Annotated in this window: 22 protein-coding genes; 16 read left to right on the top strand and 6 right to left on the bottom strand. The window is 73.1% G+C overall.

All coding sequences use genetic code 11. The features are described 5' to 3' along the window. The first annotated feature begins 3 nt into the window (after nucleotides 1-3). From ACWGSR_RS23355 to ACWGSR_RS23310, 10 genes are all read left to right on the top strand, one after another. The gene (locus tag ACWGSR_RS23355; protein WP_453568668.1) at nucleotides 4-2,010 is read left to right on the top strand and encodes a carbamoyltransferase C-terminal domain-containing protein; all 2,007 of its coding nucleotides are present in this window, start codon (nucleotides 4-6) and stop codon (nucleotides 2,008-2,010) included. Continuing rightward, the gene (locus tag ACWGSR_RS23350; RefSeq protein WP_453568667.1) at nucleotides 2,007-3,344 is read left to right on the top strand and encodes an MFS transporter; all 1,338 of its coding nucleotides are present in this window, start codon (nucleotides 2,007-2,009) and stop codon (nucleotides 3,342-3,344) included. Before ACWGSR_RS23355 ends, ACWGSR_RS23350 begins: the two co-directional genes overlap by 4 nt. A gap of 68 nt (nucleotides 3,345-3,412) precedes the next feature. Continuing rightward, nucleotides 3,413-3,622 (top strand): helix-turn-helix domain-containing protein, encoded by a 210-nt coding sequence (locus tag ACWGSR_RS23345; protein WP_366377428.1) that lies wholly within the window; start codon nucleotides 3,413-3,415, stop codon nucleotides 3,620-3,622. Then, a complete protein-coding gene (locus ACWGSR_RS23340; protein WP_453568665.1) occupies nucleotides 3,622-4,200 on the top strand; it encodes a Clp protease N-terminal domain-containing protein in 579 nt (192 codons plus the stop codon). Before ACWGSR_RS23345 ends, ACWGSR_RS23340 begins: the two co-directional genes overlap by 1 nt. Before the next feature lie 116 nt (nucleotides 4,201-4,316). Beyond that, a complete protein-coding gene (locus ACWGSR_RS23335; protein WP_453568663.1) occupies nucleotides 4,317-5,021 on the top strand; it encodes a nitroreductase in 705 nt (234 codons plus the stop codon). Nucleotides 5,022-5,130: 109 nt separating this feature from the next. Next, nucleotides 5,131-6,831: a glycoside hydrolase family 13 protein gene (locus tag ACWGSR_RS23330; protein ID WP_453568661.1), complete on the top strand. Its 1,701-nt coding sequence runs from the start codon at nucleotides 5,131-5,133 to the stop codon at nucleotides 6,829-6,831. A gap of 69 nt (nucleotides 6,832-6,900) precedes the next feature. Beyond that, on the top strand, nucleotides 6,901-7,899 hold the full coding sequence (locus ACWGSR_RS23325) for a TIGR03885 family FMN-dependent LLM class oxidoreductase (RefSeq protein WP_376232864.1): 999 nt from the start codon (nucleotides 6,901-6,903) through the stop codon (nucleotides 7,897-7,899). After that, nucleotides 7,896-9,644 (top strand): alpha-amylase family protein, encoded by a 1,749-nt coding sequence (locus tag ACWGSR_RS23320; RefSeq protein WP_453568658.1) that lies wholly within the window; start codon nucleotides 7,896-7,898, stop codon nucleotides 9,642-9,644. The genes ACWGSR_RS23325 and ACWGSR_RS23320 overlap by 4 nt, the downstream gene beginning before the upstream one ends. A gap of 196 nt (nucleotides 9,645-9,840) precedes the next feature. Next, complete coding sequence (locus ACWGSR_RS23315) at nucleotides 9,841-11,034, top strand: cytochrome P450 (protein ID WP_453568656.1); 1,194 nt, start codon at nucleotides 9,841-9,843, stop codon at nucleotides 11,032-11,034. Beyond that, nucleotides 11,031-11,252 carry a ferredoxin gene (locus ACWGSR_RS23310; RefSeq protein WP_453568654.1) on the top strand — a complete coding sequence of 74 codons (222 nt, stop codon included), beginning with the start codon at nucleotides 11,031-11,033 and terminating at the stop codon, nucleotides 11,250-11,252. The genes ACWGSR_RS23315 and ACWGSR_RS23310 overlap by 4 nt, the downstream gene beginning before the upstream one ends. Nucleotides 11,253-11,370: 118 nt before the next feature. Here ACWGSR_RS23310 and ACWGSR_RS23305 read toward each other — a convergent pair whose 3' ends face one another. The 3 genes from ACWGSR_RS23305 to ACWGSR_RS23295 all read right to left on the bottom strand — a co-directional run bounded on the left by ACWGSR_RS23305 (nucleotide 11,371) and on the right by ACWGSR_RS23295 (nucleotide 15,127). Beyond that, nucleotides 11,371-11,931 carry a DUF305 domain-containing protein gene (locus ACWGSR_RS23305; protein ID WP_453568652.1) on the bottom strand — a complete coding sequence of 187 codons (561 nt, stop codon included), beginning with the start codon at nucleotides 11,929-11,931 and terminating at the stop codon, nucleotides 11,371-11,373. Further along, on the bottom strand, nucleotides 11,907-13,334 hold the full coding sequence (locus ACWGSR_RS23300; RefSeq protein WP_453568650.1) for a DUF1996 domain-containing protein: 1,428 nt from the start codon (nucleotides 13,332-13,334) through the stop codon (nucleotides 11,907-11,909). The genes ACWGSR_RS23305 and ACWGSR_RS23300 overlap by 25 nt, the downstream gene beginning before the upstream one ends. A gap of 80 nt (nucleotides 13,335-13,414) precedes the next feature. Continuing rightward, on the bottom strand, nucleotides 13,415-15,127 hold the full coding sequence (locus ACWGSR_RS23295) for a discoidin domain-containing protein (protein ID WP_376232877.1): 1,713 nt from the start codon (nucleotides 15,125-15,127) through the stop codon (nucleotides 13,415-13,417). Between the two features lie 333 nt (nucleotides 15,128-15,460). Here ACWGSR_RS23295 and ACWGSR_RS23290 point away from each other — a divergent pair, with 333 nt between their 5' ends. The 3 genes from ACWGSR_RS23290 (at nucleotide 15,461) to ACWGSR_RS23280 (ending at nucleotide 18,842) form a co-directional block, all read left to right on the top strand. Further along, nucleotides 15,461-16,453, top strand: coding sequence for a LacI family DNA-binding transcriptional regulator (locus ACWGSR_RS23290; RefSeq protein WP_376232879.1), 993 nt, complete (start codon nucleotides 15,461-15,463; stop codon nucleotides 16,451-16,453). A 173-nt stretch (nucleotides 16,454-16,626) separates the two neighbouring features. Continuing rightward, on the top strand, nucleotides 16,627-17,526 hold the full coding sequence (locus ACWGSR_RS23285; RefSeq protein WP_453568648.1) for a PP2C family protein-serine/threonine phosphatase: 900 nt from the start codon (nucleotides 16,627-16,629) through the stop codon (nucleotides 17,524-17,526). Between the two features lie 278 nt (nucleotides 17,527-17,804). Next, nucleotides 17,805-18,842 (top strand): MASE1 domain-containing protein, encoded by a 1,038-nt coding sequence (locus ACWGSR_RS23280; RefSeq protein ID WP_453568646.1) that lies wholly within the window; start codon nucleotides 17,805-17,807, stop codon nucleotides 18,840-18,842. Nucleotides 18,843-18,864: 22 nt separating this feature from the next. Here the strand turns inward: ACWGSR_RS23280 and ACWGSR_RS23275 are convergent, their stop codons facing one another. Continuing rightward, nucleotides 18,865-19,389, bottom strand: coding sequence for an AAA family ATPase (locus ACWGSR_RS23275; protein ID WP_453568644.1), 525 nt, complete (start codon nucleotides 19,387-19,389; stop codon nucleotides 18,865-18,867). Between the two features lie 170 nt (nucleotides 19,390-19,559). On the opposite strand from ACWGSR_RS23275, the gene ACWGSR_RS23270 reads away from it, so the two are divergent. Together ACWGSR_RS23270 and ACWGSR_RS23265 are read left to right on the top strand one after the other, a co-directional pair. Continuing rightward, nucleotides 19,560-20,168, top strand: a complete 609-nt coding sequence (locus tag ACWGSR_RS23270) for a hypothetical protein (protein ID WP_453568642.1) — start codon at nucleotides 19,560-19,562, stop codon at nucleotides 20,166-20,168. A gap of 201 nt (nucleotides 20,169-20,369) precedes the next feature. Then, nucleotides 20,370-20,975, top strand: coding sequence for a GOLPH3/VPS74 family protein (locus ACWGSR_RS23265; RefSeq protein WP_453568640.1), 606 nt, complete (start codon nucleotides 20,370-20,372; stop codon nucleotides 20,973-20,975). 97 nt (nucleotides 20,976-21,072) lie between these two features. Here the strand turns inward: ACWGSR_RS23265 and ACWGSR_RS23260 are convergent, their stop codons facing one another. Together ACWGSR_RS23260 and ACWGSR_RS23255 are read right to left on the bottom strand one after the other, a co-directional pair. Then, nucleotides 21,073-21,447 (bottom strand): hypothetical protein, encoded by a 375-nt coding sequence (locus tag ACWGSR_RS23260; RefSeq protein WP_453568638.1) that lies wholly within the window; start codon nucleotides 21,445-21,447, stop codon nucleotides 21,073-21,075. Nucleotides 21,448-21,638: 191 nt separating this feature from the next. Then, entirely contained in the window at nucleotides 21,639-22,217 is a 579-nt protein-coding gene (locus tag ACWGSR_RS23255) for a TetR/AcrR family transcriptional regulator (RefSeq protein WP_453568636.1), read from the bottom strand. 94 nt (nucleotides 22,218-22,311) lie between these two features. On the opposite strand from ACWGSR_RS23255, the gene ACWGSR_RS23250 reads away from it, so the two are divergent. Next, nucleotides 22,312-22,764, top strand: a complete 453-nt coding sequence (locus tag ACWGSR_RS23250) for a VOC family protein (protein WP_453568634.1) — start codon at nucleotides 22,312-22,314, stop codon at nucleotides 22,762-22,764. The last annotated feature ends 22 nt before the right edge of the window (nucleotides 22,765-22,786 follow it).

Here is a 22,786-nt window from a genome sequence, read left to right as displayed (position 1 = left end):
GAGGTGACCACTGTCCTGGGAATCCACTGCGGGCACGAGTCCTCGTGCTCGGTCGTTCGGGACGGCCGGCTCCTCTCCGCCGTCCAGCAGGAACGCGTGACCCGGCGCAAGTACGACGGGCAGGAGTTCCTCTCCGACCGGTTGCCGATCCAGGAGGCCCTGCGCCTGGCCGGGACGACGATGGACGAGGTCGACGTCATCGTCAGCTCCTTCCAGGCGGCCGGGCCCTCCGGGGTGGGTCTCCAGCGGCCGCTGGTCTCGCCCTCCTTCGCCGCCTTCGACCCCTTCGACCCCCGGCACCACGTCGTGTCCCACCACCTCGCCCACGCCGCCTCGGCCGTCTACCCCTCGGGGTTCCCGGCCGCCGCGGTCCTGGTCTCGGACAGCGCGGGCACGACGTCCTGGGACGGCCGTGACTTCTACGAGCCGTTCGCCGCGTTCCACGGCCGCTACTACGCGGACACGGGCGGGGGCGGAGAAGCGGGCGTGGACGCCGTCCCGGTCGGTGCCGAAGGGGCCTCCGACCGGGCCGTGTTCACCGAGATGCGCTCGTTCTACGCCTTCAGGAACGGCGGGTTCACCCTGCTGGACCGGGCCTACAGCGTCCCGCACAACCAGCCGGACGTCTTCGTCCAGAGCGAGGCGAGCCTCTTCGACAACGTCTCCCGGTACGTGTTCCGGACGGAGCACGCCCACGGCCAGCTGATGGCCCTGGCCGGGCTGCCCCCGACCCGGGCGCCCCGCCTTTCGGTCTCGGACGTCGTCACCGAGGAGGAGCCGCCCCGGCCGAGGAACGGGTGGCAGCTGCTCGACGGCGGCGGAGGCGATCCCGTGGACCAGGCGGACGTCGCGGCCGTCGTGCAGGAGGCGTTCACGCGCCTGCTCACGCACCACGCGCGGCGCGCGGTCGAACTCGCGGGCATCGCGGACCTGGCCTGCGCCGGCGGGGTGTTCCTCAATCTCACCGCGAACAGCGAGATCGCCGCGCTGCCCGAGGTGAACGACCTGTACGTGCCGTCGTGCCCGCACGACGCCGGCATCTCCGTGGGCGCCGCCTTCCTCGGGTGGGCCCGCGCGCAGGAACCGGGCGCCGGCCTGCCGCCCCGGCGGATCCGCGGCGACTTCCTCGGACGTCCGGCGGAGCGCGTCGGCCCGGCCCTGGCCGGGGAGTACGGCTACGTGCCCGTGCCGATCGGTCCCGGGGACACGGACGAGGGCGGCACGCGCGCCCCCGGAGCCCCGGCGGTCTCTCCGCACCTCACCCGCGCCGCCGCCGAGGTCATCGCGCGCGGCGCGGTGGTGGCCCGGTTCGCCGGCCGCGCCGAGTTCGGTCCGCGTGCCCTCGGCAACCGCTCCCTGCTCTGCCACCCGGTCGCCTGCGCCGACGCCCGGGCGAAGCTCAACCTGCTCAAACGGCGGCAGGACTGGCGGCCGGTCGCGCCCATCGTGCGCGCCGAGGACCTGGACACGTACTTCCACGGCCCGGCCGAGTCCCCCTTCATGAACTTCAACTTCCGGGTACGGCCGGAGTACGCGGACCTGCTGGCCGAGGCGCTCCACGCGGACGGCACCGCCCGCGTGCAGACCGTCGCCCCGGAGTACAACCCGGCGATCCACGCGCTCCTCACCGCGCTCGCCGAACTGGGTCTGCCGCCGGTCCTCATCAACACCTCCCTCAACGGGCCGGGCCAGCCGATCATCGACTCGGCCGAGGAGGTGCTGGAGTTCGTCCGCCACCCCGTCGTGGATCACCTCCTCGGCGAGGACTACCTGATCGCCACCCCGGACTCCGGTCCCCTGCGGGTACGGCGCCCGGAGTCGGTCGTGATGGCCGCCTTCGGGTCCGGTTCCTCGGCCCGGTACGTGCTGAGCAGCCAGAGCGCCTCCAGCGACGTGGACCGGCAGCTGTTCCTGGACCTGTGCGAACAGGACCGGGCGCTCGCCGACGGCGGCTCGCGGCTGGTCCTGGACTGCCTGAACGCCGGCCTGCTCGTGGAGGCCGACCGGTGACGGCCGTCGTCGAAGAGACCGTGCCGGAGGCGGCGGGCGAGGGCGGCGGAAAGGCCCCGGGACGCCCGGGGCCCGACCCCGCCGCCGCCCTGCGGACCTCCCTCCCGGTCGCGAACTTCCTCTCCTTCTTCGCCATCGCCGCGGTGGAGTTCGCGGTGCCGTTCGTGGCGGTGTCCACGCTCGGCGCCAGTTCCCTCGTCGTCGGAGCGCTCGGCATCTGCCGGTTCGCCCCGCAGGTGCTGCTGGCCAGGACCGCGGCCCTGCTCGTGGAGCGGTACGACCAGCGGTCCGTCATGCTCGGCTCGGAGCTCCTCCGCGTCCTCGCCTTCCTGCTGTCCGCGCTCGCGCTGGCGGCCGGACCGGCCTGGGGCACGGTCGTCTTCTGTCTGGCCAACGTCGCCCTGGCCTGCGGATCCGTGCTGACCTCCGTCTCCACGCAGGTGCTGGTGCCGGCCGTCTTCCCGGACGGGGAACTGCCCCGGATCTACGCCCGCCTGGGCATGGCCGAATCCGGCGCCGACGGGCTCGCGCCCTTCGTCACCGGGGTGGGCCTCGGCCTCCTGGGGGTCCCGTGGACCTTCGCGACGGCGGCGGCCCTCGCCCTGTGCGCCTGCGCCCTGCTGGTCCGCATCCCGCGGATCCGGGTGCCGGCGGGCCCGGAGGCCTCCGGGAAGGGCGAGGAGACGACCGAGAGCACCGAGAGCACCGAGAAGCGCTCCCCCGGCCGGACCACCCTCCGCCACGGTCTCCGGCTCAACCTGGCGACCCCGGCGCTGCGGATCCTCACCTTCTGGGCCCTCGCGTACAACCTCGGCCAGTGCGTCATCGAGGCCCTGCTGCTCATCGTGCTGCTGGACCAGACCCCGCTCACCGCGCTGGGCTTCGGCGTCATCCGGAGCTGTGTGGTCCTGTTCGCGGTGGCGGGCTCGGGCCTGGCCGAGCGGCTCCCCGCCCGGCTCCGCACCGGCCTCGGCACATCCGTCTTCGGCTGCGGCGCGGTGGCCTCGTACGCCCTGGTCGGCTTCGGCGCGTACCTCGGCGGCACGGCCGGTCTCGTGCTGGTCCTGGCCGGCTTCGTCCTGGACGAGTTCTGCTCCGGGGTCGTGGTGGTCCGCGTCCAGACCTTCCGCGCCCGGGCCATCGCCCAGGAGGACCGCGCCATCGCCACGGCGTCCTACCGCGCGGCCAACCTGACGGCCGTCCCCGTCGGCTTCGCCCTCGGCGGTCTGGCCGGGCTCTTCCTGAGCCCCGTCCACACCCTGGTCACGGTGGGCGCCCTGATGCTCCTCCCGGCGGTCCTGGTCCTCTCCCGCTCCGTACGCGAAACCGGCTGACGTGCTCCCGCACCCCTCTCGCGTCAACCTTGGTTGACGCGAGGGGGGTGTCAATGTACGTTGACACCATGACCGATGCAATCGATCTCGCCGAGCAGGCCGGCGACCGCGATCCACGGGTCGGCCTGCGCGCCGTCTCCGCGCTGCGGCGCCTCCTCGAACAGCTGGAAGCCGTTCAGGTGCGCAGCGCCCGCGCCCAGGGCTGGTCGTGGCAGGAGATCGCGGCCGAGCTGGGCGTGAGCCGTCAGGCCGTCCACAAGAAGCACGGGAGGCACTGATGTTCGAGAAGTTCACCAAGGGGGCCCGGGCGGTGGTGACCGGAGCGGTGGCGGTGGCCGAGCGCGAGGGCGCGCCCTCGGTCACGGAGGAGCACCTCCTGCTGGCCCTGCTCGACGCGGAGGACAGCAGGGCGGCCGACGTGCTGCACGCCCTGGGTACGACGGAGCGGCGCGCGTCGCTGGAGGCCGCGCTCGCGGCGGCCCGGCGCAGGGGCGGACTCTCCGCGGTCGACGTGGACGCGCTGGCGGACCTCGGCATCGACGTGACGCGGATCGTCGCGCGGGTCGAGGAGACGCACGGTCCGGGCGCCCTCGCCGGCCCCGACGCCCGGAACCGGCGCGCGAAGCGGCGGCCCTTCACCCGGGAGAGCAAGAAGGTGCTGGAGCAGTCGCTGCGCGTCTGCCTCGGCCGGCGGGAGAAGGAGATCGGCGACGAACACCTGCTCCTGGCCCTGACGGCTCGTCCCGGGGTCGTCTCCGAGGCCCTGGCGGACCACGGAGTCACCTACACGACGGTGGAGCGCGCGCTCGGCGGAACCGAGAGCGGAACCGGAAGCGGAAGCGGAACCCGGAGCTGAGAACCGCCCCCGCCGCTCCCCGGGCGACCACGCGCTCCCGACCGGGGCGGTTCCGCGACGGGACCGCCCCGGATAGGGTGCGGCCCCCGAACGAGGCCACTGCGCGGAGGCGTCCCTTGAACCCGACCGGTACCGGCGACGGCAGCACCGACCCGTACGAGGCACTGAGCCGGATCCTGGCCGAACGGTTCACCTGCCGCCAGTTCCTGCCCGACCCCGTCCCCCGGGCGACCGTCGAGCAGATCCTGGGCCTGGCCCAGCGCACCCCCTCCTGGTGCAACACCCAGCCCTGGCAGGTGCACCTCACCGAGGGCGCCGCGACCGAACGGCTGCGCACCGAGCTGTCGGCACACGTCCTAAGCAGCACGGACTCGCCCGACTTCCCGTTTCCCGTCCGGTACACCGGCGCCTACCGGGAGCGGCGGCGCGCGTGCGGCCTCCAGCTCTACGGCAGCCTCGGCATCGCCAAGGACGACCGGGAGGGGACCCTGCGGCAGATGCTCCGGAACTTCGAGCTGTTCGACGCGCCGCACGTCGCGGTCGTCACCACCGAGGCCGACCTCGGCGTCTACGGCGCCGTCGACTGCGGCCTCTACATCGACACCTTCCTGCTCGCCGCCCACAGCCTCGGCGTGGCCGCGGCGCCCCAGGCCGCCCTCGCCGCCTGCTCGGGCTTCCTGCGCGCCCACTTCGGCATCCCGGACAACCGGCGCGTGGTGGCGGGCATCTCCTTCGGGTACCCCGACCCCGACCACCCGGTCAACGCGTTCCGCACCGACCGCGAGGAGCCGGAGAACGCCGTCACGTGGCACACCGCCTGACCCCGGCCGCGTGCCCGGGCCGGCCCCGCACGCGCCCGCACGGTTCAGTCGCCGTCCGCGGGAAAGGGAATCCATGGCCCGTGCCCCCGACGCCCGGAGGAGACCGCCGATGACGCCCGGCACCGTGACAGGGAAGGACGACGCGTGGTGGAAGTCCGCGGTCGTCTACCAGATCTACCCCCGCAGCTTCGCCGACTCCGACGGCGACGGCATCGGTGACCTGGACGGCATCACCGGCCGCCTGGACCACCTGGTGGAGCTCGGCGTGGACGTGCTGTGGCTCTCGCCCGTCTACCCGTCGCCGCAGGACGACAACGGCTACGACATCAGCGACTACCAGGACGTCGATCCCGTCTTCGGCGACCTGGCCGCCTTCGACCGGCTGCTCGCGGCGGTGCACGGACGCGGCATGAAGCTGATCATGGACCTGGTCGTCAACCACACCTCCGACGAGCACCCCTGGTTCCAGGAGTCGCGCGATCCCGAGAGCCCCAAGCGCGACTGGTACTGGTGGCGGCCGCCGCGCGACGGCCGCGAGCCCAACAACTGGGGCTCGTTCTTCTCCGGCTCCGCCTGGACGCACGACCCCGCGAGCGACGCGTACTTCCTCCATCTGTTCTCGCCGAAGCAGCCCGACCTCAACTGGGAGAACCCCGAGGTGCGCGAGGCCGTGTACGCGATGATGCGGTGGTGGCTGGAGCGGGGCGTGGACGGCTTCCGGATGGACGTCGTCAACCTCGTCTCCAAGGACCCGGCGCTGCCCGACGGGGCGCTGCGCGGTGACGGCCCGTACGGCGACGGGTCGCCCTTCTTCGTCTGCGGCCCGCGCGTCCACGAGTACCTCCGGGAGATGCACCGGGAGGTCATGGCCCGCTACCCCGGCCGGCTGCTGACCGTCGGGGAGATGCCCGGCGTGACCGTCGAGCAGGCCCGGCTGTTCACCGACCCGGACCGCGCCGAGCTGGACATGGTGTTCCAGTTCGAGCACGTCGGACTCGACCACGGCGCCCACAAGTTCGATCCGCGGCCGCTGCGGCTGACCGACCTGAAGGCGTCCCTGGGCCGCTGGCAGGCCGGTCTCGCGGACGTCGGCTGGAACAGCCTGTACTGGAACAACCACGACCAGCCCCGCGTCGTCTCCCGGTTCGGCGACGACGGCCCCCGCCACCGCACCAGGTCCGCGACCATGCTGGCCACGGTCCTGCACCTGCACCGCGGCACCCCCTACGTCTACCAGGGGGAGGAACTGGGCATGGCCAACGCCCCCCTGCGCACCATCGAGGACTTCCGGGACATCGAGTCCCTGAACCACTACGCGCAGGCGCTGCGCGCGGGGGCGGAGCCCGAGGACGTCCTGCCCGGACTGCGCGCGATGGGCCGCGACAACGCCCGTACGCCCATGCAGTGGGACGCCTCCCCGCAGGCCGGCTTCACCACGGGCACCCCCTGGCTCCCGGTCAACCCGGACCACACCGAGGTCAACGCCGCCGCGGGCCGCGCGAATCCCGACTCCGTCTACCACCACTACCGGCGGCTCATCGCCCTGCGTCACGCCGAACCGGCGGTCGTGCACGGCGACTTCACCATGCTGCTGCCCGACGACGAGCGCGTGTACGCCTTCACCCGCCACCACGAGGGGACCACCCTCCTCGTCGTCGGCAACTTCACGGGCGACACCGTGTCCGTGGACCTCCCCGGCGGCTGGGAGGGCGCCGAACTCGTCCTGGGCAACGGGCCGTCCGCCCCGGCGGAGGACGGACGCGCGGCCCTCGCGCCCTGGGAGGCGAGGGTGCACCGGCGGGTCGGGTGAGGCGCCGGGGAGGCGATCGGCGCGGGCCGCACCGCCGATGATCCGCGCCTCCCCGGGTAGGCGCGGCCCATGACCGTCTACGGATTCCACGCCTCGCACGAACAAGTGCCCCCGGCCGACCTGTTGGCCGCCGCCGTCCGCGCGGAGGAGGCCGGCTTCGGCGCCGCCATGTGCTCGGACCACTTCTCGCCCTGGAGCGTCCGGCAGGGCGAGTCCGGCTTCGCGTGGTCCTGGCTCGGCGCCGCCCTCCAGGCCACCGACCGCATCCCCTTCGGCGTCGTCAACGCGCCCGGACAGCGCTACCACCCCGCGATCGTCGCCCAGGCCGTCGGCAGCCTCGCGTCCATGTACCCGGGCCGCTTCTGGGCGGCCCTGGGCAGCGGCGAGGCGTCCAACGAGCACATCACCGGGGACCGCTGGCCGCGCAAGGACGTGCGCAACGCGCGGCTGCGCGAGTGCGTCGACGTCATCCGGGCGCTGCTGCGCGGCGAGGAGGTGAGCCACGACGGTCTGGTGACCGTGGACCGGGCGCGCCTCTGGACCCTTCCGGACACGGTGCCGCCGCTGATCGGCGCGGCGTGCAGCGAGGCCACCGCGGCCTGGTGCGCCGACTGGGCCGACGGGCTCATCACCGTCAACGCCCCGCACGAGCGGCTGCGCCGGATCGTGGACGCCTACCGCTCCGCCGGGGGCTCCGGCCCGCTGCGCCTCCAGGTCCACCTGAGCTGGGACCCGGACCCGGACACCGCCCTCGCCGTCGCGCACGACCAGTGGCGCACCAACGTGCACGGTCCGCCCGCCAGTTGGGACCTCGACACGGCGGAGCTCTTCGACGGCGTCAGCGAGCACGTCACGCCGGAGCGGGTCGCCGAAGCCGTCAATGTGTCGGCGGACCTCGGGCAGCACGCGGCCTGGCTCCAGGAGTACGCCGACCTCGGCTTCGACGCGGTGATGCTGCACCACGTCGGCCGCGAACAGAGCGCCTTCATCGACGCGTTCGGCGCCAAGGTGCTGCCCCGGCTCGACGCGACCCCCGCCGGCCCCGCGCGCGCGGAGGAGACCCGATGAGGCTGACCCGGACCTCCGACCTGTGGTGGAAGAACGCCGTCGTGTACTGCCTGGACGTCGAGACGTACCAGGACGGCGACGGGGACGGGATCGGCGACTTCGCGGGTCTGACCCAGCGGATCGACCACCTCGCCCGCCTCGGCGTCACCTGTGTGTGGCTGATGCCGTTCCATCCGACGCGGGAGCGGGACGACGGCTACGACATCACCGACTTCTACGCCGTCGACCCGCGCCTCGGCACCCTCGGCGACTTCACCGAGTTCGTGCGGACCGCCCGGGACCGGGGCATCCGGGTCATCGCCGACCTGGTGGTCAACCACACCTCCGACGAGCACCCCTGGTTCCGGGAGTCCCGCTCCAGCCGCACGTCCGCGCGCCGCGACTGGTACGTCTGGTGCGACGAGCCGCCCGAGGACGGGCCCGAGGGCGTCGTCTTCCCCGACGCCGAGAAGAGCCCGTGGGAGTACGACGAGAAGACCGGGCAGTACTACCTGCACCGCTTCTACCGGCAGCAGCCCGACCTCAACGTGGCCAACCCCGCCGTGCGCGACGAGATAGCCCGCATCATGGGGTTCTGGACGCAGCTGGGGCTCTCCGGCTTCCGCGTCGACGCGGTCCCCTTCCTCCTGGAGACCGACGGCCAGGTGGACGCGGACCGATTGCCCGACCCGCACGACTACCTGGCCGACCTGAGGGCGTTCCTCGGGCGCCGCAACGGCGAGGCGGTCCTGCTCGGCGAGGTCAACCTGCCCTACCCGGACACCATGGAGTTCTTCGGCGGCCCGGAGTCCGAGCGGGGCGACGAACTGACCATGTGCTTCGACTTCATCGGCATGCAGAACATGTACCTCTCCTTCGCCCGGGAGGAGGCGGGACCGCTGGCGGCGGCCCTGCGGGAGCGCCCGGAGGCTCCGCGCGACGGGCACTGGGCGACCTTCGTCCGCAACCACGACGAGCTGACGCTCGACAAGCTGGACGACGACGAGCGCGCCGAGGTGTTCGCGGCCTTCGGCCCGGACGAGGACATGCAGCTGTACGGCCGGGGCCTGCGCCGCAGGCTGCCGCCGATGGTCGGCGGCGACCGCCGTCGCGTGGAGCTGGCCTACAGCCTGCTGTTCACCTTGCCCGGCACGCCCGTGCTCTTCTACGGCGAGGAGATCGGGATGGGCGAGAACCTGGCCGCCGAGGGCCGGCAGGCCGTCCGCACCCCCATGCAGTGGACGGCGGAGAGCGGCGCCGGGTTCTCCACCGCGCCGAGCGGCGACTTCCCCAACCCGATGACCGAGGGCGCGTACGGGCCGGAACGGGTGAACGTGCACGACCAGGCGCACGACCCGGACTCGCTCCTCAGCCGTGTGCGGACGCTGATCGAGGGGTACCGCGAAGCCCCCGAACTCGCCTGGGGCCGCACCGAGGTGCTCGACGCGGACGACCCCGGCGTACTGGCCCACCTCGCCTCGCTCCCGGAAGGGGCGGTGCTGGCGCTGCACAACTTCTCGTCCCGGCGGGTCGACGCGACCACGACCGTGCCGGACCTGAAGGACGGCCACCGGCTCACCGACGTGTTCACCGGCGGCACCGTCGAGGCGGCGGCCGGCGGGCGCGTCGCCGTCGCGCTGGAGCCGTACGGCTACCGCTGGCTGCGGGTGGACACCGCGCTGGACGATCCGGAACGCGCGACCGCCGTCCGGCCGGGCCGCACCGGGAACCCCTCCGCGCCGGACGCGCCCGCGCGCCGTCCGTAGGCGCCCCGCCCGGCGTGTCGAAGGCATTGCCTTCACCGCGACCCATTGCAACGTATCGTTGCATTCGACCGCAGGCCATTGCACCAATTATCCGTCTTCTACCTGGGAAAACGCGGTAGACTATTTGACGAGGGAGTGAACGCAACGTAGCTTTCGAAGAGTTCAAACACGTCATATCGCGAGATGAGGACGGACCATGAGCGAATCCCTCCACACCGTCACGACGCTGCCGACGGAGCGTCCGGCCGCCTGCCCGTTCGACCCGCCGGCCGAACTGACCGACGCCCGCCAGCACGGTCCCGTCAGCCACTTCACCCACCCCGGCGGAAAGCCGGGCCGGCTGATCACCGGATACGACGCGGTGCGCTCCGTCCTGGCCGACGCCCGGTTCAGCTCGCGCAAAGAGCTCATGAACGTCGTCGACTTCGCGCTTCCACCGGCCCCGCCCGGCGAGTTCCTCCTCATGGACGAGCCCGAGCACAGCCGCTACCGGAAGCCCCTGGTCGGCAGGTTCACCGTGCGGCGCATGCGGATGCTCACCGAGCGGATCGAGCGGATCACCGCCGACTGTCTGGACGCCATGCAGGAGACCGGACCGCCGGCGGACCTCGTGACCTCGTTCGCCAAGCCCATCCCCACCATCGTGATCTGCGAGATCCTGGGCGTGCCCTACGAGGACCGGGCGTCCTTCCAGGAGCAGATCGACACGTTCATGGGCGGGGAGGCCGGAGACGAGGAGCTGGTCGCGGCCTACACCGCGACGCAGGAGTACCTCGCGCGGCTGGTCGCCGCCAAGCGCGCGAACCCCACCGACGACGTCCTCAGCGAACTCACCGAAACCGACCTGACGGACGAGGAGCTGAGGGGGATCAGCCTGATCCTGCTGGCGGCCGGGTTCGACACCACCGCGAACATGCTCTCCCTGGGCACCTTCGCGCTGCTGCGGCACCCGGAGCAGCTCGCGGCGCTGCGCGCCGATCCCGCCCTGACCGACGGGGCCGTGGAGGAGCTGCTGCGGTACCTGAGCGTCGCCAAGACGTTCCACAGGACGGCGCTGGAGGACGTCGAGCTGGACGGCCGGACCGTCGAGGCCGGCACGACGGTCGTCCTCTCGTACCACACCGCCAACCGCGACCCCGAGCGCTTCCCCGACCCCCACGTGCTCGACCTCCGCAGGAAGGCCACCGGGCACCTGGCCTTCGGCCACGGCATCCACCAGTGCCTCGGGCAGCAGCTGGCCCGCGTCGAGATGCGGGTCGCGTTCCGCGCGCTGCTCGACCGCTTCCCGAACCTGCGGCTGGCCGTACCGGCCGAGGAGGTCGTCCTGCGGCCGGAGACCGCGGACATCTTCGGGGTGAAGAGCCTCCCGGTCACCTGGGACGAGACGTGAGCGCCCCGCGTCTCGACGTCGACCGCGAGCGCTGCATCGGCGCCGGGATGTGCGCCATGACCGCCCCGGACGTGTTCGACCAGGACCCCGACGACGGCCTCGTGCTCCTGCTGCACGCCGAGCCGCCCGCCGCCCACCGCGCGGCCGTCCGCATGGCCGTCGGTGTCTGCCCCTCCGGCGCGATCAGACTCCACGAGGCCGCCCCCGACGGCTTCTGACTCCGGGAGGAGGATCGGCGGGCGGCCTGGTGGTCGGCCCGGCGGGCGGCCTGATGGTCGTGCCGCCGGTCATCGGCCGTCGGTCATCGGTCATCGGTCATCGGTCATCGGTCATCGGTCAGGATCGGGTCGTCGTGCCCAGCCGGTCGAGTTCTCGCGCGGCGCTCCTCTCGATGGCGGCGGCCAGGTCCTTCGCCTCCTTCGCCCCGCCGGAGGCCCGCTCGCTCGCGCAGAGCGTCCCGGACTGCGCGAGGTGGGCGTGGAGGCCGTCGACGAGGATCCTCTCGAACTCCCTCCCCCTCGCCTTTCCCGCCCTTCCGAGGGTGCCGAGCGCGACCATGCCCGGCATGTCGTGCCCCTCGTGGGGGCGGGTGTCGGGGACGCCCGAGAGGTCCAGGAGCCCGCGCAGTTCTGTCAGTTCCTCCTCCAGTCGCGTCCCGGTCCGGGCCGCGAGGTCCTTGAGGGCCGGATCCGTCGTGCGCGAGGGCGCCAGACCGGTCAGGAGGCGGGCCCGCTCGTTCATGGGGATCATCAGCTGGATCCACGCGGTGTCGGTGGCGTTGAAAGCCGCCGCCCGCGGCGGACCGGTCACCGGCTGCGGGGCGCAGCCGGTGACCACGAGCGCCGCGAGCAGGGCCCGCGCCGTCCGCCGGATCAGAAGGTGCCGGCGGAGTTGCACTTGGCGCCCTGCACGATGCAGTCCTTCACCCGCTGTCCCAGGGCCGCGTCGTCCCAGGCGTTGAAGAAGTCCCCGTGGATGGAGGACGCCATGCCGGAGGACAGGGAGAAGCCGGCCGGGCTTCCGGAGGTGGGGTAGCCGATGACGAAGGAGACGGACGGGATGGTGACGGGGTGGTCGCCGCCGCACACACCGTTCCGGGCGAAGGCGACGTGCGACTTGTGGTCCGGGCTGTCGAGGTGCTTGCCGTCCCAGCAGTCGGGGAAGAGCAGTTGGTACACGAGTTTGGCGGTGGGGGCGCAGATCGGCCAGTTGCCGTCGGCGCTGCGTCCGATCTCTCCTCCCTCGCCCGCGCAGAAGAACTGGTTGGCCGAGCCCGCCGGGGTGGGGACCTGGGACTTGGCGTTGCCCGCGATCATGCGGAACCCCTGGGGGAAGGGGACCGTCACCGAGGGGTCGGGCAGCCGGGAGCCGTAGTAGACGATCATTCCGTCGGATTCGACGGTCCTGCCGCCTTCGTAGAGGGTGGGGATCCAGTACGCGGACAGGTCCTCGGCGGGGGTGCAGCTGGTGCGCCTGTCGGCCCGCAGGCTCTGCGCCGTGGTGAACGCGTCGGTGCTCCTGTTGCCGAAGAAGCTGTGCATGTGGGAGGCGCCGGGCAGGCCCGGGACGACGATCGGGTCGTCGGGCTTGGAGTGGCTGTAGGTGCAGGTGGCGTTGAACTCGGGCACGCGGACCGTGCCGGCGGGCACCGCGGCCGGGGTCATGGCCCGGAACCGCGCCAGCTGGGCGTTCCACGCGGCCTGGTCGACGCCGACCCAGCCGGGCGCGGTGCCGCCGCTGCCGGTGCCGTCGTCGAAGGAGAACCAGTTGATGTTGACGAAGTCGCCGGGCGTGGCGCTGCGCATGACGGCGAACAGCGTCTGGGGGCCGGCGGGGTGGGTGGCGACGTCGGCGGTCCGGGTCGTCCAGCTCTGCCAGCCGCCGGTCGGGGAGATCGGGAAGGTCGCGAGCAGCGGGCCGGTCGACGACCCGGTGCGCAGTTCCACGGTGCCGGTGCCGCTCGCGCCGGAGGCCACGCGGACCGAGGCCTTCAGCGGGCCGGCGGCCCCGAGGCCGACGCCGTCGAACCGCATCCAGTCGCCGTCGGCGAGGAAGGCGGCGTTCCGGCCGCCGTCGGTGTCCGCGGTCGCTTCGAGGACCACGCCGGACTGCGCCGCGTAGGACTCGGCCTGGACGACGACGGTGGCGGCCCACGCGGACCGGGTGGTGACGGTGACGCCGAGGGCGGCGGCCAGGGCGACCGCCAGCGCACCGGCCATCAGGGTGTAGAGGCGCAGGGGTTTCCCCCTGTGCTTTCCGCTGTGGTTCTCGCCGCGTTTTTCGCCGTGTTTTCCGCGCATGTCCGTTCCTCTCGGTTCGTGGGTGGGGGGAGGAAGAGGCCCGGCGACCCCGCCGGGCCTCCTCGGCCGACGCGGTCCGGCTACTGGTAGACGCGCACGTGGTCGACGAGCATCCTGGCGGGGAAGGGGGTGGTGGTGTCGGTCGGGCCGGGCCAGTCGCCGCCGACCGCGAGGTTGAGGATCATGTAGTGCGGGTGGTCGAAGATCCAGGGCCCGCGGGTCCGCTCGACCTGCTCCTTGTCGAGGGTGAGGACCGTCCGTCCGTCGAGGCTGTAGACGATGCCCTTGCTGGTCCAGTCGGCGGCCCAGGTGTGGAAGTCGTCGGAGAAGTCGGCGTCCTGGGGCAGCCGGTACGGCGCGCCGATGCCCCCGCCGCCGTTGTACGCGGGCGCGTGGACCGTGGAGTACGAGGTCTTCACGTCCTTGCCGAGGACCTCCATGATGTCGATCTCGCCGTTGTACGGCCACGGCCGGCCGCTCAGGAAGTCGGCGCCCATCATCCAGAAGGCGGGCCAGAGGCCGTTGCCCTTGGGGACCTTGACGCGTGCTTCGACGCGTCCGTAGGTGAACTGGAAGGTGGCGCCGGTGTTCATGCGCGCCGAGGTGTACTGGCAGGTGGTGCTGCCGGTCAGCGGGTCGGGCGGGCATCCCCTGCCGGGGGTGGCCTGCTTGCGCGCCTCCAGGACCAGGTGCCCGGATCCGTCGAGCGCGGCGTTGTCGTGGTCGGTGTAGTACTGCAGCTCGGCGTTCTGGCCGGTGCCCGGGTCGGCCCTCCACTTGGCGGGGTCGGGCCTGGCGCCGGCGGCGCCGTCGAACTCGTCGCTCCAGACCAGCCGCGGCGGGTTCGCCGGGTCGGGCGGGAGCGGCGGGGCCGGGATCGGCGCGCCGCCGGTGCCGTACACCTGGAACTCCCACAGGGAGTAGCCGTAGGCGGTGGCGCGCTCCGTGCCGTACATCCGCACGTGCCGGCCGGTGCCGGACACCGTGAGGGTCTGCTTGAGGCCCGTTCCGGTCGTGGTCGAGTAGATCGGCGTCCAGTCGGTGCCGTTCGGTGAGACCTGGATCTGGAAGGACTTGGCGTGGGCGGGGTCCCACTGGAGGACGATCCTGTTGATCTGCGCGGTGGCGCCGAGGTCGACGGCGATCCAGGCGGGGTCCGTCCACCCGGTGGTGGAGCTGGTGGCCCACCGGGAGGCCGGGTCGCGGTCGAAGGCCCGGGCGGGGGTGCACTCCCAGCAGTTCTGGTCGCTCTGGGAGGAGGAGGCCGTGCCCGGCCTGCCGTAGGAGAGCAGGGTGTCCCCGCCGCTCCCGCCGCCGGTGCCGTGGACCTGGAACTCCCAGAGGGAGTAGCCGTAGGCGGTGGCGCGTTCGGTCGCGGTCATGCGGACGTAGCGGCCGGTGCCGGAGACGGTGAGGTTCTGCACGCCGCCGGTGCCGGACGTCGTCTCGTGGAGGGTCCGCCACGTGGCGGCGTCGTCGGAGACCTGGACGCGGAAGGACTTGGCGTAGGCGGTCTCCCAGTTGAGGGTGATCCGGCCGATGGCGGCGCTCGTGCCGAGGTCGACCTGGATCCACTGGGTGTCCGTGAACGCGCTGGACCAGCGGGTGCCGGCGTCGCCGTCGACGGCGGCGGCCGGGGAGAAAGGGCCTTCGGTGCTGGAGGCGGTGACGTTCTTGCCCTGGGACAGCGGGGCCTCCGCGGCGCGGGCGGGTGGTGCGGGTGCGGCGGTGAAGGTGAGCAGGGCGGTCACGACGGCGACGAGTAGACCGACGCGGCGAAGCAGCGGACGCACGGCGTCTCCTCAGAGGGGGGAAGGGGTCAGGGAGCGCTCCCTGAGGGGTGAGAATGGGCCGGTCCACATCGACTGTCAAGGCTTTGGTTCACTCGCTGGAAACACCACGTACTCACCAACTCCCTTTCCGGGAACGGTTTCTCACGCGGCGTCGGAAAGCCGGAAAGCACGCCGTGCCAGGGCGGAGGCGCCGTGCGGCCGGGGCGCGGGACGGCCCGCGGACGGAGCGGCGGCCGTCTTCACAGCGCCGTTGACATGGGCGTCGACGGGGCGTCATCCTCGCCGGAGAACGCTCCCCGGGGAGCACGGACGCCGTCGATCGAATGGACCGGGATGAAACGACCCACGCTGGAAGTGGTCGCCGCTCGCGCGGGCGTGTCCAAGTCGAGCGTCTCCCGGGTCGTCAACGGCGAGACGACCGTCGCCCCGCAGATCCGCGAGGTCGTCATGCGGGCCGTCCGCGAGCTGGGGTACGTGCCCAACGCGGCCGCCCGCAACCTCGTCACCCGCCGGACGGACGCGGTGGCCGTCGTCGTCTCCGACCCGCCCCAGGGCGTGGTCTCCGACGACCCCCTGTTCTCCACCGTCGTGCGGGCCGTGAGCAGGGAGCTGGAAGCCGCCGGCAAGCAGGTCGTGCTGATGCTCGCGGAGTCCGACAGGAGCCGGGCCCGGGTGGAGGCGTACGTGGCGGGCGGGCACGTGGACGGCGTCATGCTCGTCGCGCTGCACGGCACCGACCCGCTGCCGGCGGCGCTGGCCAGGACGGGTCTGCCGATGGCCTCGTTCAACCGCACGTCCGCACCCCAGGTGCCGTACGCCGGACTCGACAACGTCGGCGGCGCCTCGCTCGCCGTGCGGCACCTGCTGGAGCGCGGGCGCCGCAGGATCGCCGCCATCACCGGCCCGCTCGACCTGTTCGAGGCCCGCGAGCGGCTCGACGGCTACCGCGAGGCGCTGCGCGGGACCGGCCGCCGGTCGATCGTCGCGCTGGGCGACTTCACCCGGGCGTCGGGCGCCGAGGCCATGCGACAGCTCCTGGAGGACGATCCGGCGCTGGACGCCGTGTTCGCGTCCAACGACCTGATGGCGATCGGAGCCCTGCGGACCCTGCGCCGGGCGGGCCGCCGCGTGCCCGAGGACGTGGCCGTCGTCGGCTTCGACGACATCGAGGCCGCCGCGTACACCGCGCCGGCGCTCACCTCCGTCCGCAGCCCCATGGCCGACCAGGCCATCGCCACGGTCCACCTCCTCCTCGGACTCATCGAGGGCGGCCCCAGGGAACCGGTCGTCATCCCGAACGAACTCGTGGTCCGCGAGTCGACCTGATCACGCGCTCCGGCACGGCGGCGCGGAAGGGCGGGGCGCCGGTAGAGGTGCGGGCGGCGTCTCCTCCGGGCAGAGTAGGGAAGGCCCTGTTCATGCCGAGGTGGCCCCATGGTCCTACGAGCCGGAGAGAGAACGAACTGATGCGAGGGACTCTCGCCACGCCGGAGTGATCGATGTTCCGCAGACGGCCGGCCGACAGCAGCGACGAGCTGCTGACCAGACTCGGGTCGCTGACCGCCCGGGCGCGGGAGCTGGCCGAGACGCAGCGCTCCCGCGTCGAGCTCGCCGTGGCCCTGCAGCGCGGCATGCTGCCTCCGGACCTTCCCAGCCCTCCGGGCGTCCGGCTGGCCGTCGGCTACATGCCCGCGAACCACGGGCTCAACGTGGGCGGCGACTGGTACGACGCCTTCACGCTGCCCGACGGGCACATCGGCATGTCCATCGGCGACGTGCAGGGGCACAACATCGAGGCCGCCGCCTTCATGGGACAGGTCCGCGTGGGGCTGCGCGCGCTGGCCTCCGTCACCGGGGACCCGGGAGAGCTGCTCGCCCGCACCAACGACCTGCTGGTCACCCTGGGCGCCGACCTCTTCGCCACCTGCACCTTCCTGCGGCTCGACCCCGCCGCCGGCACCCTGGAGTGCGCCCGCGCCGGTCACATCCCCCACATCTGGGCCACCGCCGACGGCCGCTCCGGCATCGACGACGGCGAGGGCGGGCCCCCGCTCGGTGTGTTCAGCGGGGTCGACTACCCCGTCACCCGCCACCGGCTCACCACCGGCGGCGTCTTCGTCCTGCTGACCGACGGGGTGGTGGAGGGGCCCTCGCTCCACCTCGACGACGGCCTGGACCAGGTGATGCGGCTCGCCGGCATCACCGCCGTCGCCGGGCTGGACGTCGACGCGCTCGCCACCGCCGTCATGAAGCTGGCGAGCACGGTGGGGCACGAGGACGACGCCGCCGTCCTGGTCGTCGGCCACGACGGCGGTACCGCCTGGCCGGTGAGGGGCCGAGGGGGAGCGACCGCCACCCCGGCCGGCCCGCCCCTGAACGGCCCACCCCCGAACGGGTGACGCCCGGCGCCCGGTGCCGGGAGCGGTGCGGGCCGGGACGCGATCCGGGCCGTTCCGGAGTCCGATCCGGTGCGGGCAGGAATCCGATCCGGTCCGTTTTGGAGGCCGATCCGGTACGGGCCGCGGTCCGATCCGGGCCGGACCGGGGCCCGATCCATGCCGGGCCGGGGTCCGCTCCGGTGCGAGCCGGAGTGCGGGCCGGGCCCGGCCCGTTCCGTACGGTCGCGCCCGACACGCAGGGGGTTCTTGCCCGGTCGGGACGGTCCGGCCGGTGTCTGATGGCTGATGTGTTGGTCACTCGGCAGTTCCGGCCCTCGACGGAAGCGGTCCTGGCCTCGCTGGCCGTGGCCGCCTGCTACTACGCGGCCGGACGGATCGGCCTGCTGGGCCGCCTCGTCGTCGAGGGCGTGGTGGTCACCCCCATCTGGCCGCCCACGGGCGTCTCCGTCGCCGCCCTGCTGCTGCTCGGCGTGCGGGTCTGGCCCGGGATCGCCCTGGGCTGCTTCCTCGTCATCGCCTCCCTCACCACTCCGGGGCTCACCACGGTGGTCACCGTCGTGAGCAACACCGCCGCACCGCTGTGCGCCTTCCTGCTGCTGAGACGGGTCGGCTTCCGGCTCGACATGGCCAGGCTGCGGGACGGGCTCTCCCTGGTCTTCCTCGGCGGGTTCGGCGCCATGCTGATCAGCTCGACCGCCGGGGTCGGACTGCACGTGGCGACCGGCTCCCTGGGGAAGAGCGAGTTCTGGCCCGTCTGGCTGGCCTGGTGGGCGGGCGACACGATGGGCGTGCTGCTCGTCGCTCCGCTCCTGCTCGCGTTCGCGGGCACGGTCGGGCGGTTCCGGACACGGCGCTGGAAGGAGGCGGTCTGTCTGGGGCTCGCGGCCCTGGTCCTCGTGCCGTCGGCCGTGCACAGCCCGATGAGCCTGCTCTTCCTGGTCTTCCCCCTGCTGATCTGGGCGGCGCTCCGCTTCCAGCTCGCCGGAAGCATGCTGTGCGCGCTCTTCGCGTCCGTGCTCACCACCTTCGAGGCGACCGCCGGGCAGGGCGCGTTCCTCCACCTGTCGGACGTCGAGATCATGGTGAAGCTCCAGGCGTTCAACGGCTCCGCCGCCCTGACGGCCCTGCTCCTCTCCTCCGTCATCACCGAGCAGCGGGCGACCCGCCGGTCGGTGCGCCGCGCCTGCCAGGAACTGGCGGAGGTCCTGGAACACCTCGCGGCGGGCGAGCCCTCGCCGAAGCCCCCCGCCGCCGGACACCCGCCCGACCCCACCGGGAGCCGGGCGGCCTCGCCCGGCGGGCGCCGGGACCCGTGACCCGCCTGCCCGGAGGGGCCGCTCAGCCCTTGAGCGCCTCCGCGATCCGCAGGGCGGCGCGGTCGGGTGTGAGGTGGGTGGTGTCGACGACCTCGGCCTCGGCGTGCAGCCACGTGCGGGCCGCCTCGGCGTAGGGATCGAGGTACTGGAGGCGGAACGGGGAGTCGGGGCCGGTGACGGTGTCGTTCGCGATGCGCGCGCGGAGGGCGTCCCGGTCGGCGTGGAGGACGAAGTGCCGTATCGGGACGGCGTACCGGGCGAGGCCCTCGCTGATCTCGCGCCAGTACTCCTCGACCAGGACGGTCATGGGGATCACCAGGGTGCCGCCGGTGTAGTCGAGCACGCGGCGGGCGGTCTCGACCACGAGCGGCCGCCACGGCGGCCAGTGCTGGAAGTTGTCCGTCTCGGGCAGCCCCGGCGTGATGTCCATGAGGGTCTCGCCGACCTTCTCGGCGTCGAACACCCGTGAGTCCGGGATCAGCCGCCGCACGAGCGCGGCGGTCGTCGTCTTGCCCGCGCCGTGGGTGCCGTTGAGCCATACGATCATGGGCCCGACGCTAACGGTGCGCGGGGCGGTGGCGGTATCCCCTCGCACCGTGCTCCGCACGTTTGCCCGCGAGGAGCGGTGGAAGAGTTGATCCCGACGACCGGTCGGCCGAGTCGCGGCCGGGGTGGCCGGACCTCCTCGACGCCACGATCCGAAGGGGAGCACCTCCGTTGCGCTTCTACGCCCAGACACCCGCACGCCGGAACCGCCAGGTCCTCGTGGACCTGGTCGCCGTGGTCCTGATCGCCGCCGCGGTGTGGGCCGCCCTCGCCGTCCGCGAGACGATCATGCTGCTGGCCGAGCCGGGACAGAAGGTGGAGAGTTCCGGTGACAGCCTCGCCAGGGAGCTCGGGGAGGCGGGGGACGCGGCGTCGGACGTGCCGTTCATCGGCGACGTCCTGCAGAAGCCGCTCCGGTCCGCGGCCGACGCCAGCTCCGGCTTCGCCGACGCGGGCGTGTCGTTCCAGGAGACCGTCGGCCAGGTCGCCGACGTCGTCACGGCGGCCCTCATCGTCATCCCGGTGCTCTTCGTCCTGCTGCTGTGGCTCCCGCCCCGCCTGCTCTGGATCCGGCGCAGCAGCACCCTGCGCCGCCTCGCCGAGGCTCCCGGAGGCGCCGATCTGCTCGCCCTGCGCGCCCTCACCGGCCCTCCCGGCGCACTCACCGCGCTGCCGGCTCCGCCGCCCGGTGGATGGGCCGACGCATGGCGCCGGGGAGACCGGGAGGCCATCGCCAACCTCGGCGCGGTCGCGCTCAAGCACGTCGGGCTCCGTCCCTGAGGGTCCCCTCGGGGCTCCTCGGACGGACCGCCGTCGCGGAATCCGTCCGGCGGCAGGGCTTCGACCGCCGGGGCGGGGCGATACTGATCGTGGTGGGCGCTCCGCCGCCGAACCGACTCCGGACACGGGCCGGGCCGGGTGCCGGCCGGGATCGGCCGGTGGGGAGGCGCGCCTTGTCGACGTCTTCGAGGGGAGCCGTTCATGAGCACGGCGAAAGACCTGTTCATCATCGCCATGGACCCGGGGCCGGAGCGTTCCGTGGGGCAGGGCGACCTGTCGCTCGCGCTCGCGGGGGCCGAGCTGATCGATCTCGTCGGTACGGGGGCCGTCACCGTGGACGGCGACCGCATCGTGCCGGGCGGGCCGTCGGCGCCGGACGACAGGCTCCTGGACGAGGCCGCGGGACGGCTCACCCGGCAGCCGCCCTACGAACGGGTCGAGGACTGGCTGTGGCGCCGGGGCGAGGACCTTTCGTCCGCGTACCGGGCCGCGCTGGAGGAGGACGGCGAGCTGACGCGGAAGCGGAGCGGCCTGTCGCCCTTCGGCAAGGAACGCGTGGAAGCGGTCGACACGCCGGCCCGCCGCCGGGCGGTCGACCGCCGGGAGGCGAGGGAGCCCGTCCTGGCCGCACTCGCCTCGGCCGTGGGAATCGACGGCGGGCGGCCCGACGAGGATCCCGGTCTCGACGACGAGGCGGTGACGAGCGTGGTGGCGGCCGTCCACGACGCGGTGATGGAGCTGGAGGCCGTGCGCCAGCGGAGGACCATCGAGAACGCGGCCTTCGCCAACGTCTGGCGCGGCCCGTGAGTCGCGGTCGACGACGGCGGGCTCCCCTCGGCGGACGCCGGACGGCCTCCTCGGCCGGAGGTCCGGACGGCTGACGCGGCCCGAGGTCGGCCGGCAGTCAGCCTGCCGCGGTCACCAGAAGCAGGCACAGGACCACGAACGGCACGACGGCTCCGCCGAGCAGTGCCAGGGTCGCCGGGGCCGCCGCCGTCAGCCGTCCGCCTCCCTTGCGCCGGCCCGAGCGGAACACCGCGCGGGCCAGGGCGGGCGGCAGCGCCAAGAGGGCGAGGAGGAGCACCGGCACCAGGAACCGGCTGAACGTGGTGGTCCCGGTGTCGGTGGCCAGGCCCCAGGCCGTGGTGCCGAAGACCACCACCGGGCCGGCCAGCAGGCCGAGCGAGAGGACCGACGCCACGGCGACGGTCAGCCCCTCGGTCAGCCGCTCGCCCCGCGTGCGCTCTCCGCGCGCTTCCACCGTCCGGCCGTGTTCCATGTCCGCTCCCCCTGTGTCGCGGCCCGGTGTCCCCGGCGCCCCGAGACCGCGAAGGCGATGGTCTCACGGCCCGTCGACCCGCCAGGGAAACCCTGGCCTGTCCGGCGGGTCAGGGGGTCGCAGGCCGCGACGTACGGCGCGTGGGGCCTTCCCGGGCGTCGCGGCCCCGGCCATGACCCGCCGGACATCCCCTAGGGAGTGCGCAGCCCCGCCAGGAGCCGGTCGAGCGCCTGCTCCGCGGCCCGCGGGTCCCCGCCCCGCGCGATCCAGAGCGCGGCCTCGTTCATCGCGCCCGAGAGCAGCCGGGCCAGGGGCTCCACCGGCCGGTCGGCGATCAGTCCCGCCTCGGCGAGCGCCTCCAGGGCCTCCGCGAGGTGCCGGGCGGAGGACTCCTCGTCCATGGTGCGCCACTCGTCCCAGCCCAGCACGGTCGGCGCGTCGACCAGCAGGATCCGCCGCACCGCCGGGTCGGTCCCCGAGGCCAGGAAGGCCCGGCAGCCGGCCCGGAGCTGCTCCCAGAGGTCCTCGTGCCGCTCGGCCTCGGCCGCGACCCGCTCCCCCAGTTCCTCCTGGACCTCGGAGACCACGGCCCGGAAGAGGCCCGCCTTGCTGTCGAAGTGGTGGTAGGCGGCCCCCTTGGTGACCCCGGCGGCCCGCGCCACCTCGGCCAGCACCACGTGGTGGTACCCGTCGGCGGCGAACCGCCGCCTCCCCTCCGCCAGCAGAGCCCGCCGCGTGGCCGCCCGCTGCTCCGCCCGGTTGACCGCCATCGCCCTCACCCTTCCCCTTTCACGTACCCGGGGTATGCTAACGCCACGATTCACATACCCCGGGTATGCGAAAAGGAAACGGAGGGCCCCGGCCATGACGAACGAACTCACCACCCCTGCTCCCGCGGCCGGACTCGGCGGCTTCTACCCGGTGCTCGCCACCCGGGACGTGGCGGCCTCGCGCGACTTCTACACCCGTCACTTCGGGTTCGAGGTGACCTTCGAGGCGGACTGGTACGTCAGCCTGCGCCGCCCCGACGCCCCGCAGTACGAGCTGGCCCTCCTCGACCACGCCCATCCGACCGTCCCCGAGGGCCACCGGGCCGCGCTGCGGGGCGGTCTGCTGCTGAACTTCGAGGTGGACGACGTGGACGCCGAGCACCGGCGGCTCGTGACGGAGGCCGGTCTGCCCGAGGTGCTGTCCCTGCGCACCGAGGAGTTCGGCCAGCGGCACTTCATCGTCGCGGCCCCCGACGGCGTACTGGTCGACGTCATCACCGTCGTCCCGCCCGGCGAGGAGTACGCCGCCCTGTACACCGGTGCCTGACACCCGGGACGGGACGCGACCT

This window comes from Streptomyces sp. NPDC055632 (assembly GCF_053618675.1).
The sequence above is the reverse complement of the archived record's forward strand: the minus strand, read 5'-3'. Positions and strand labels throughout refer to the sequence as shown.

What these genes read in the sequence shown, in the direction of transcription:
- ACWGSR_RS23255 (WP_453568636.1), bottom strand. Translation starts at nt 22,217, where the DNA reads ATGGCGGTCAACCGGGCGGAGCAGCGGGCGGCCACGCGGCGGGCTCTG.
- ACWGSR_RS23265 (WP_453568640.1), top strand. Translation starts at nt 20,370, where the DNA reads ATGAGCACGGCGAAAGACCTGTTCATCATCGCCATGGACCCGGGGCCG.
- ACWGSR_RS23275 (WP_453568644.1), bottom strand. Translation starts at nt 19,389, where the DNA reads ATGATCGTATGGCTCAACGGCACCCACGGCGCGGGCAAGACGACGACC.
- ACWGSR_RS23315 (WP_453568656.1), top strand. Translation starts at nt 9,841, where the DNA reads ATGAGCGAATCCCTCCACACCGTCACGACGCTGCCGACGGAGCGTCCG.
- ACWGSR_RS23260 (WP_453568638.1), bottom strand. Translation starts at nt 21,447, where the DNA reads ATGGAACACGGCCGGACGGTGGAAGCGCGCGGAGAGCGCACGCGGGGC.
- ACWGSR_RS23300 (WP_453568650.1), bottom strand. Translation starts at nt 13,334, where the DNA reads ATGCGCGGAAAACACGGCGAAAAACGCGGCGAGAACCACAGCGGAAAG.
- ACWGSR_RS23280 (WP_453568646.1), top strand. Translation starts at nt 17,805, where the DNA reads ATGGCTGATGTGTTGGTCACTCGGCAGTTCCGGCCCTCGACGGAAGCG.
- ACWGSR_RS23345 (WP_366377428.1), top strand. Translation starts at nt 3,413, where the DNA reads ATGACCGATGCAATCGATCTCGCCGAGCAGGCCGGCGACCGCGATCCA.
- ACWGSR_RS23320 (WP_453568658.1), top strand. Translation starts at nt 7,896, where the DNA reads ATGAGGCTGACCCGGACCTCCGACCTGTGGTGGAAGAACGCCGTCGTG.
- ACWGSR_RS23250 (WP_453568634.1), top strand. Translation starts at nt 22,312, where the DNA reads ATGACGAACGAACTCACCACCCCTGCTCCCGCGGCCGGACTCGGCGGC.
- ACWGSR_RS23325 (WP_376232864.1), top strand. Translation starts at nt 6,901, where the DNA reads ATGACCGTCTACGGATTCCACGCCTCGCACGAACAAGTGCCCCCGGCC.
- ACWGSR_RS23340 (WP_453568665.1), top strand. Translation starts at nt 3,622, where the DNA reads ATGTTCGAGAAGTTCACCAAGGGGGCCCGGGCGGTGGTGACCGGAGCG.
- ACWGSR_RS23290 (WP_376232879.1), top strand. Translation starts at nt 15,461, where the DNA reads ATGAAACGACCCACGCTGGAAGTGGTCGCCGCTCGCGCGGGCGTGTCC.
- ACWGSR_RS23285 (WP_453568648.1), top strand. Translation starts at nt 16,627, where the DNA reads ATGTTCCGCAGACGGCCGGCCGACAGCAGCGACGAGCTGCTGACCAGA.
- ACWGSR_RS23330 (WP_453568661.1), top strand. Translation starts at nt 5,131, where the DNA reads ATGACGCCCGGCACCGTGACAGGGAAGGACGACGCGTGGTGGAAGTCC.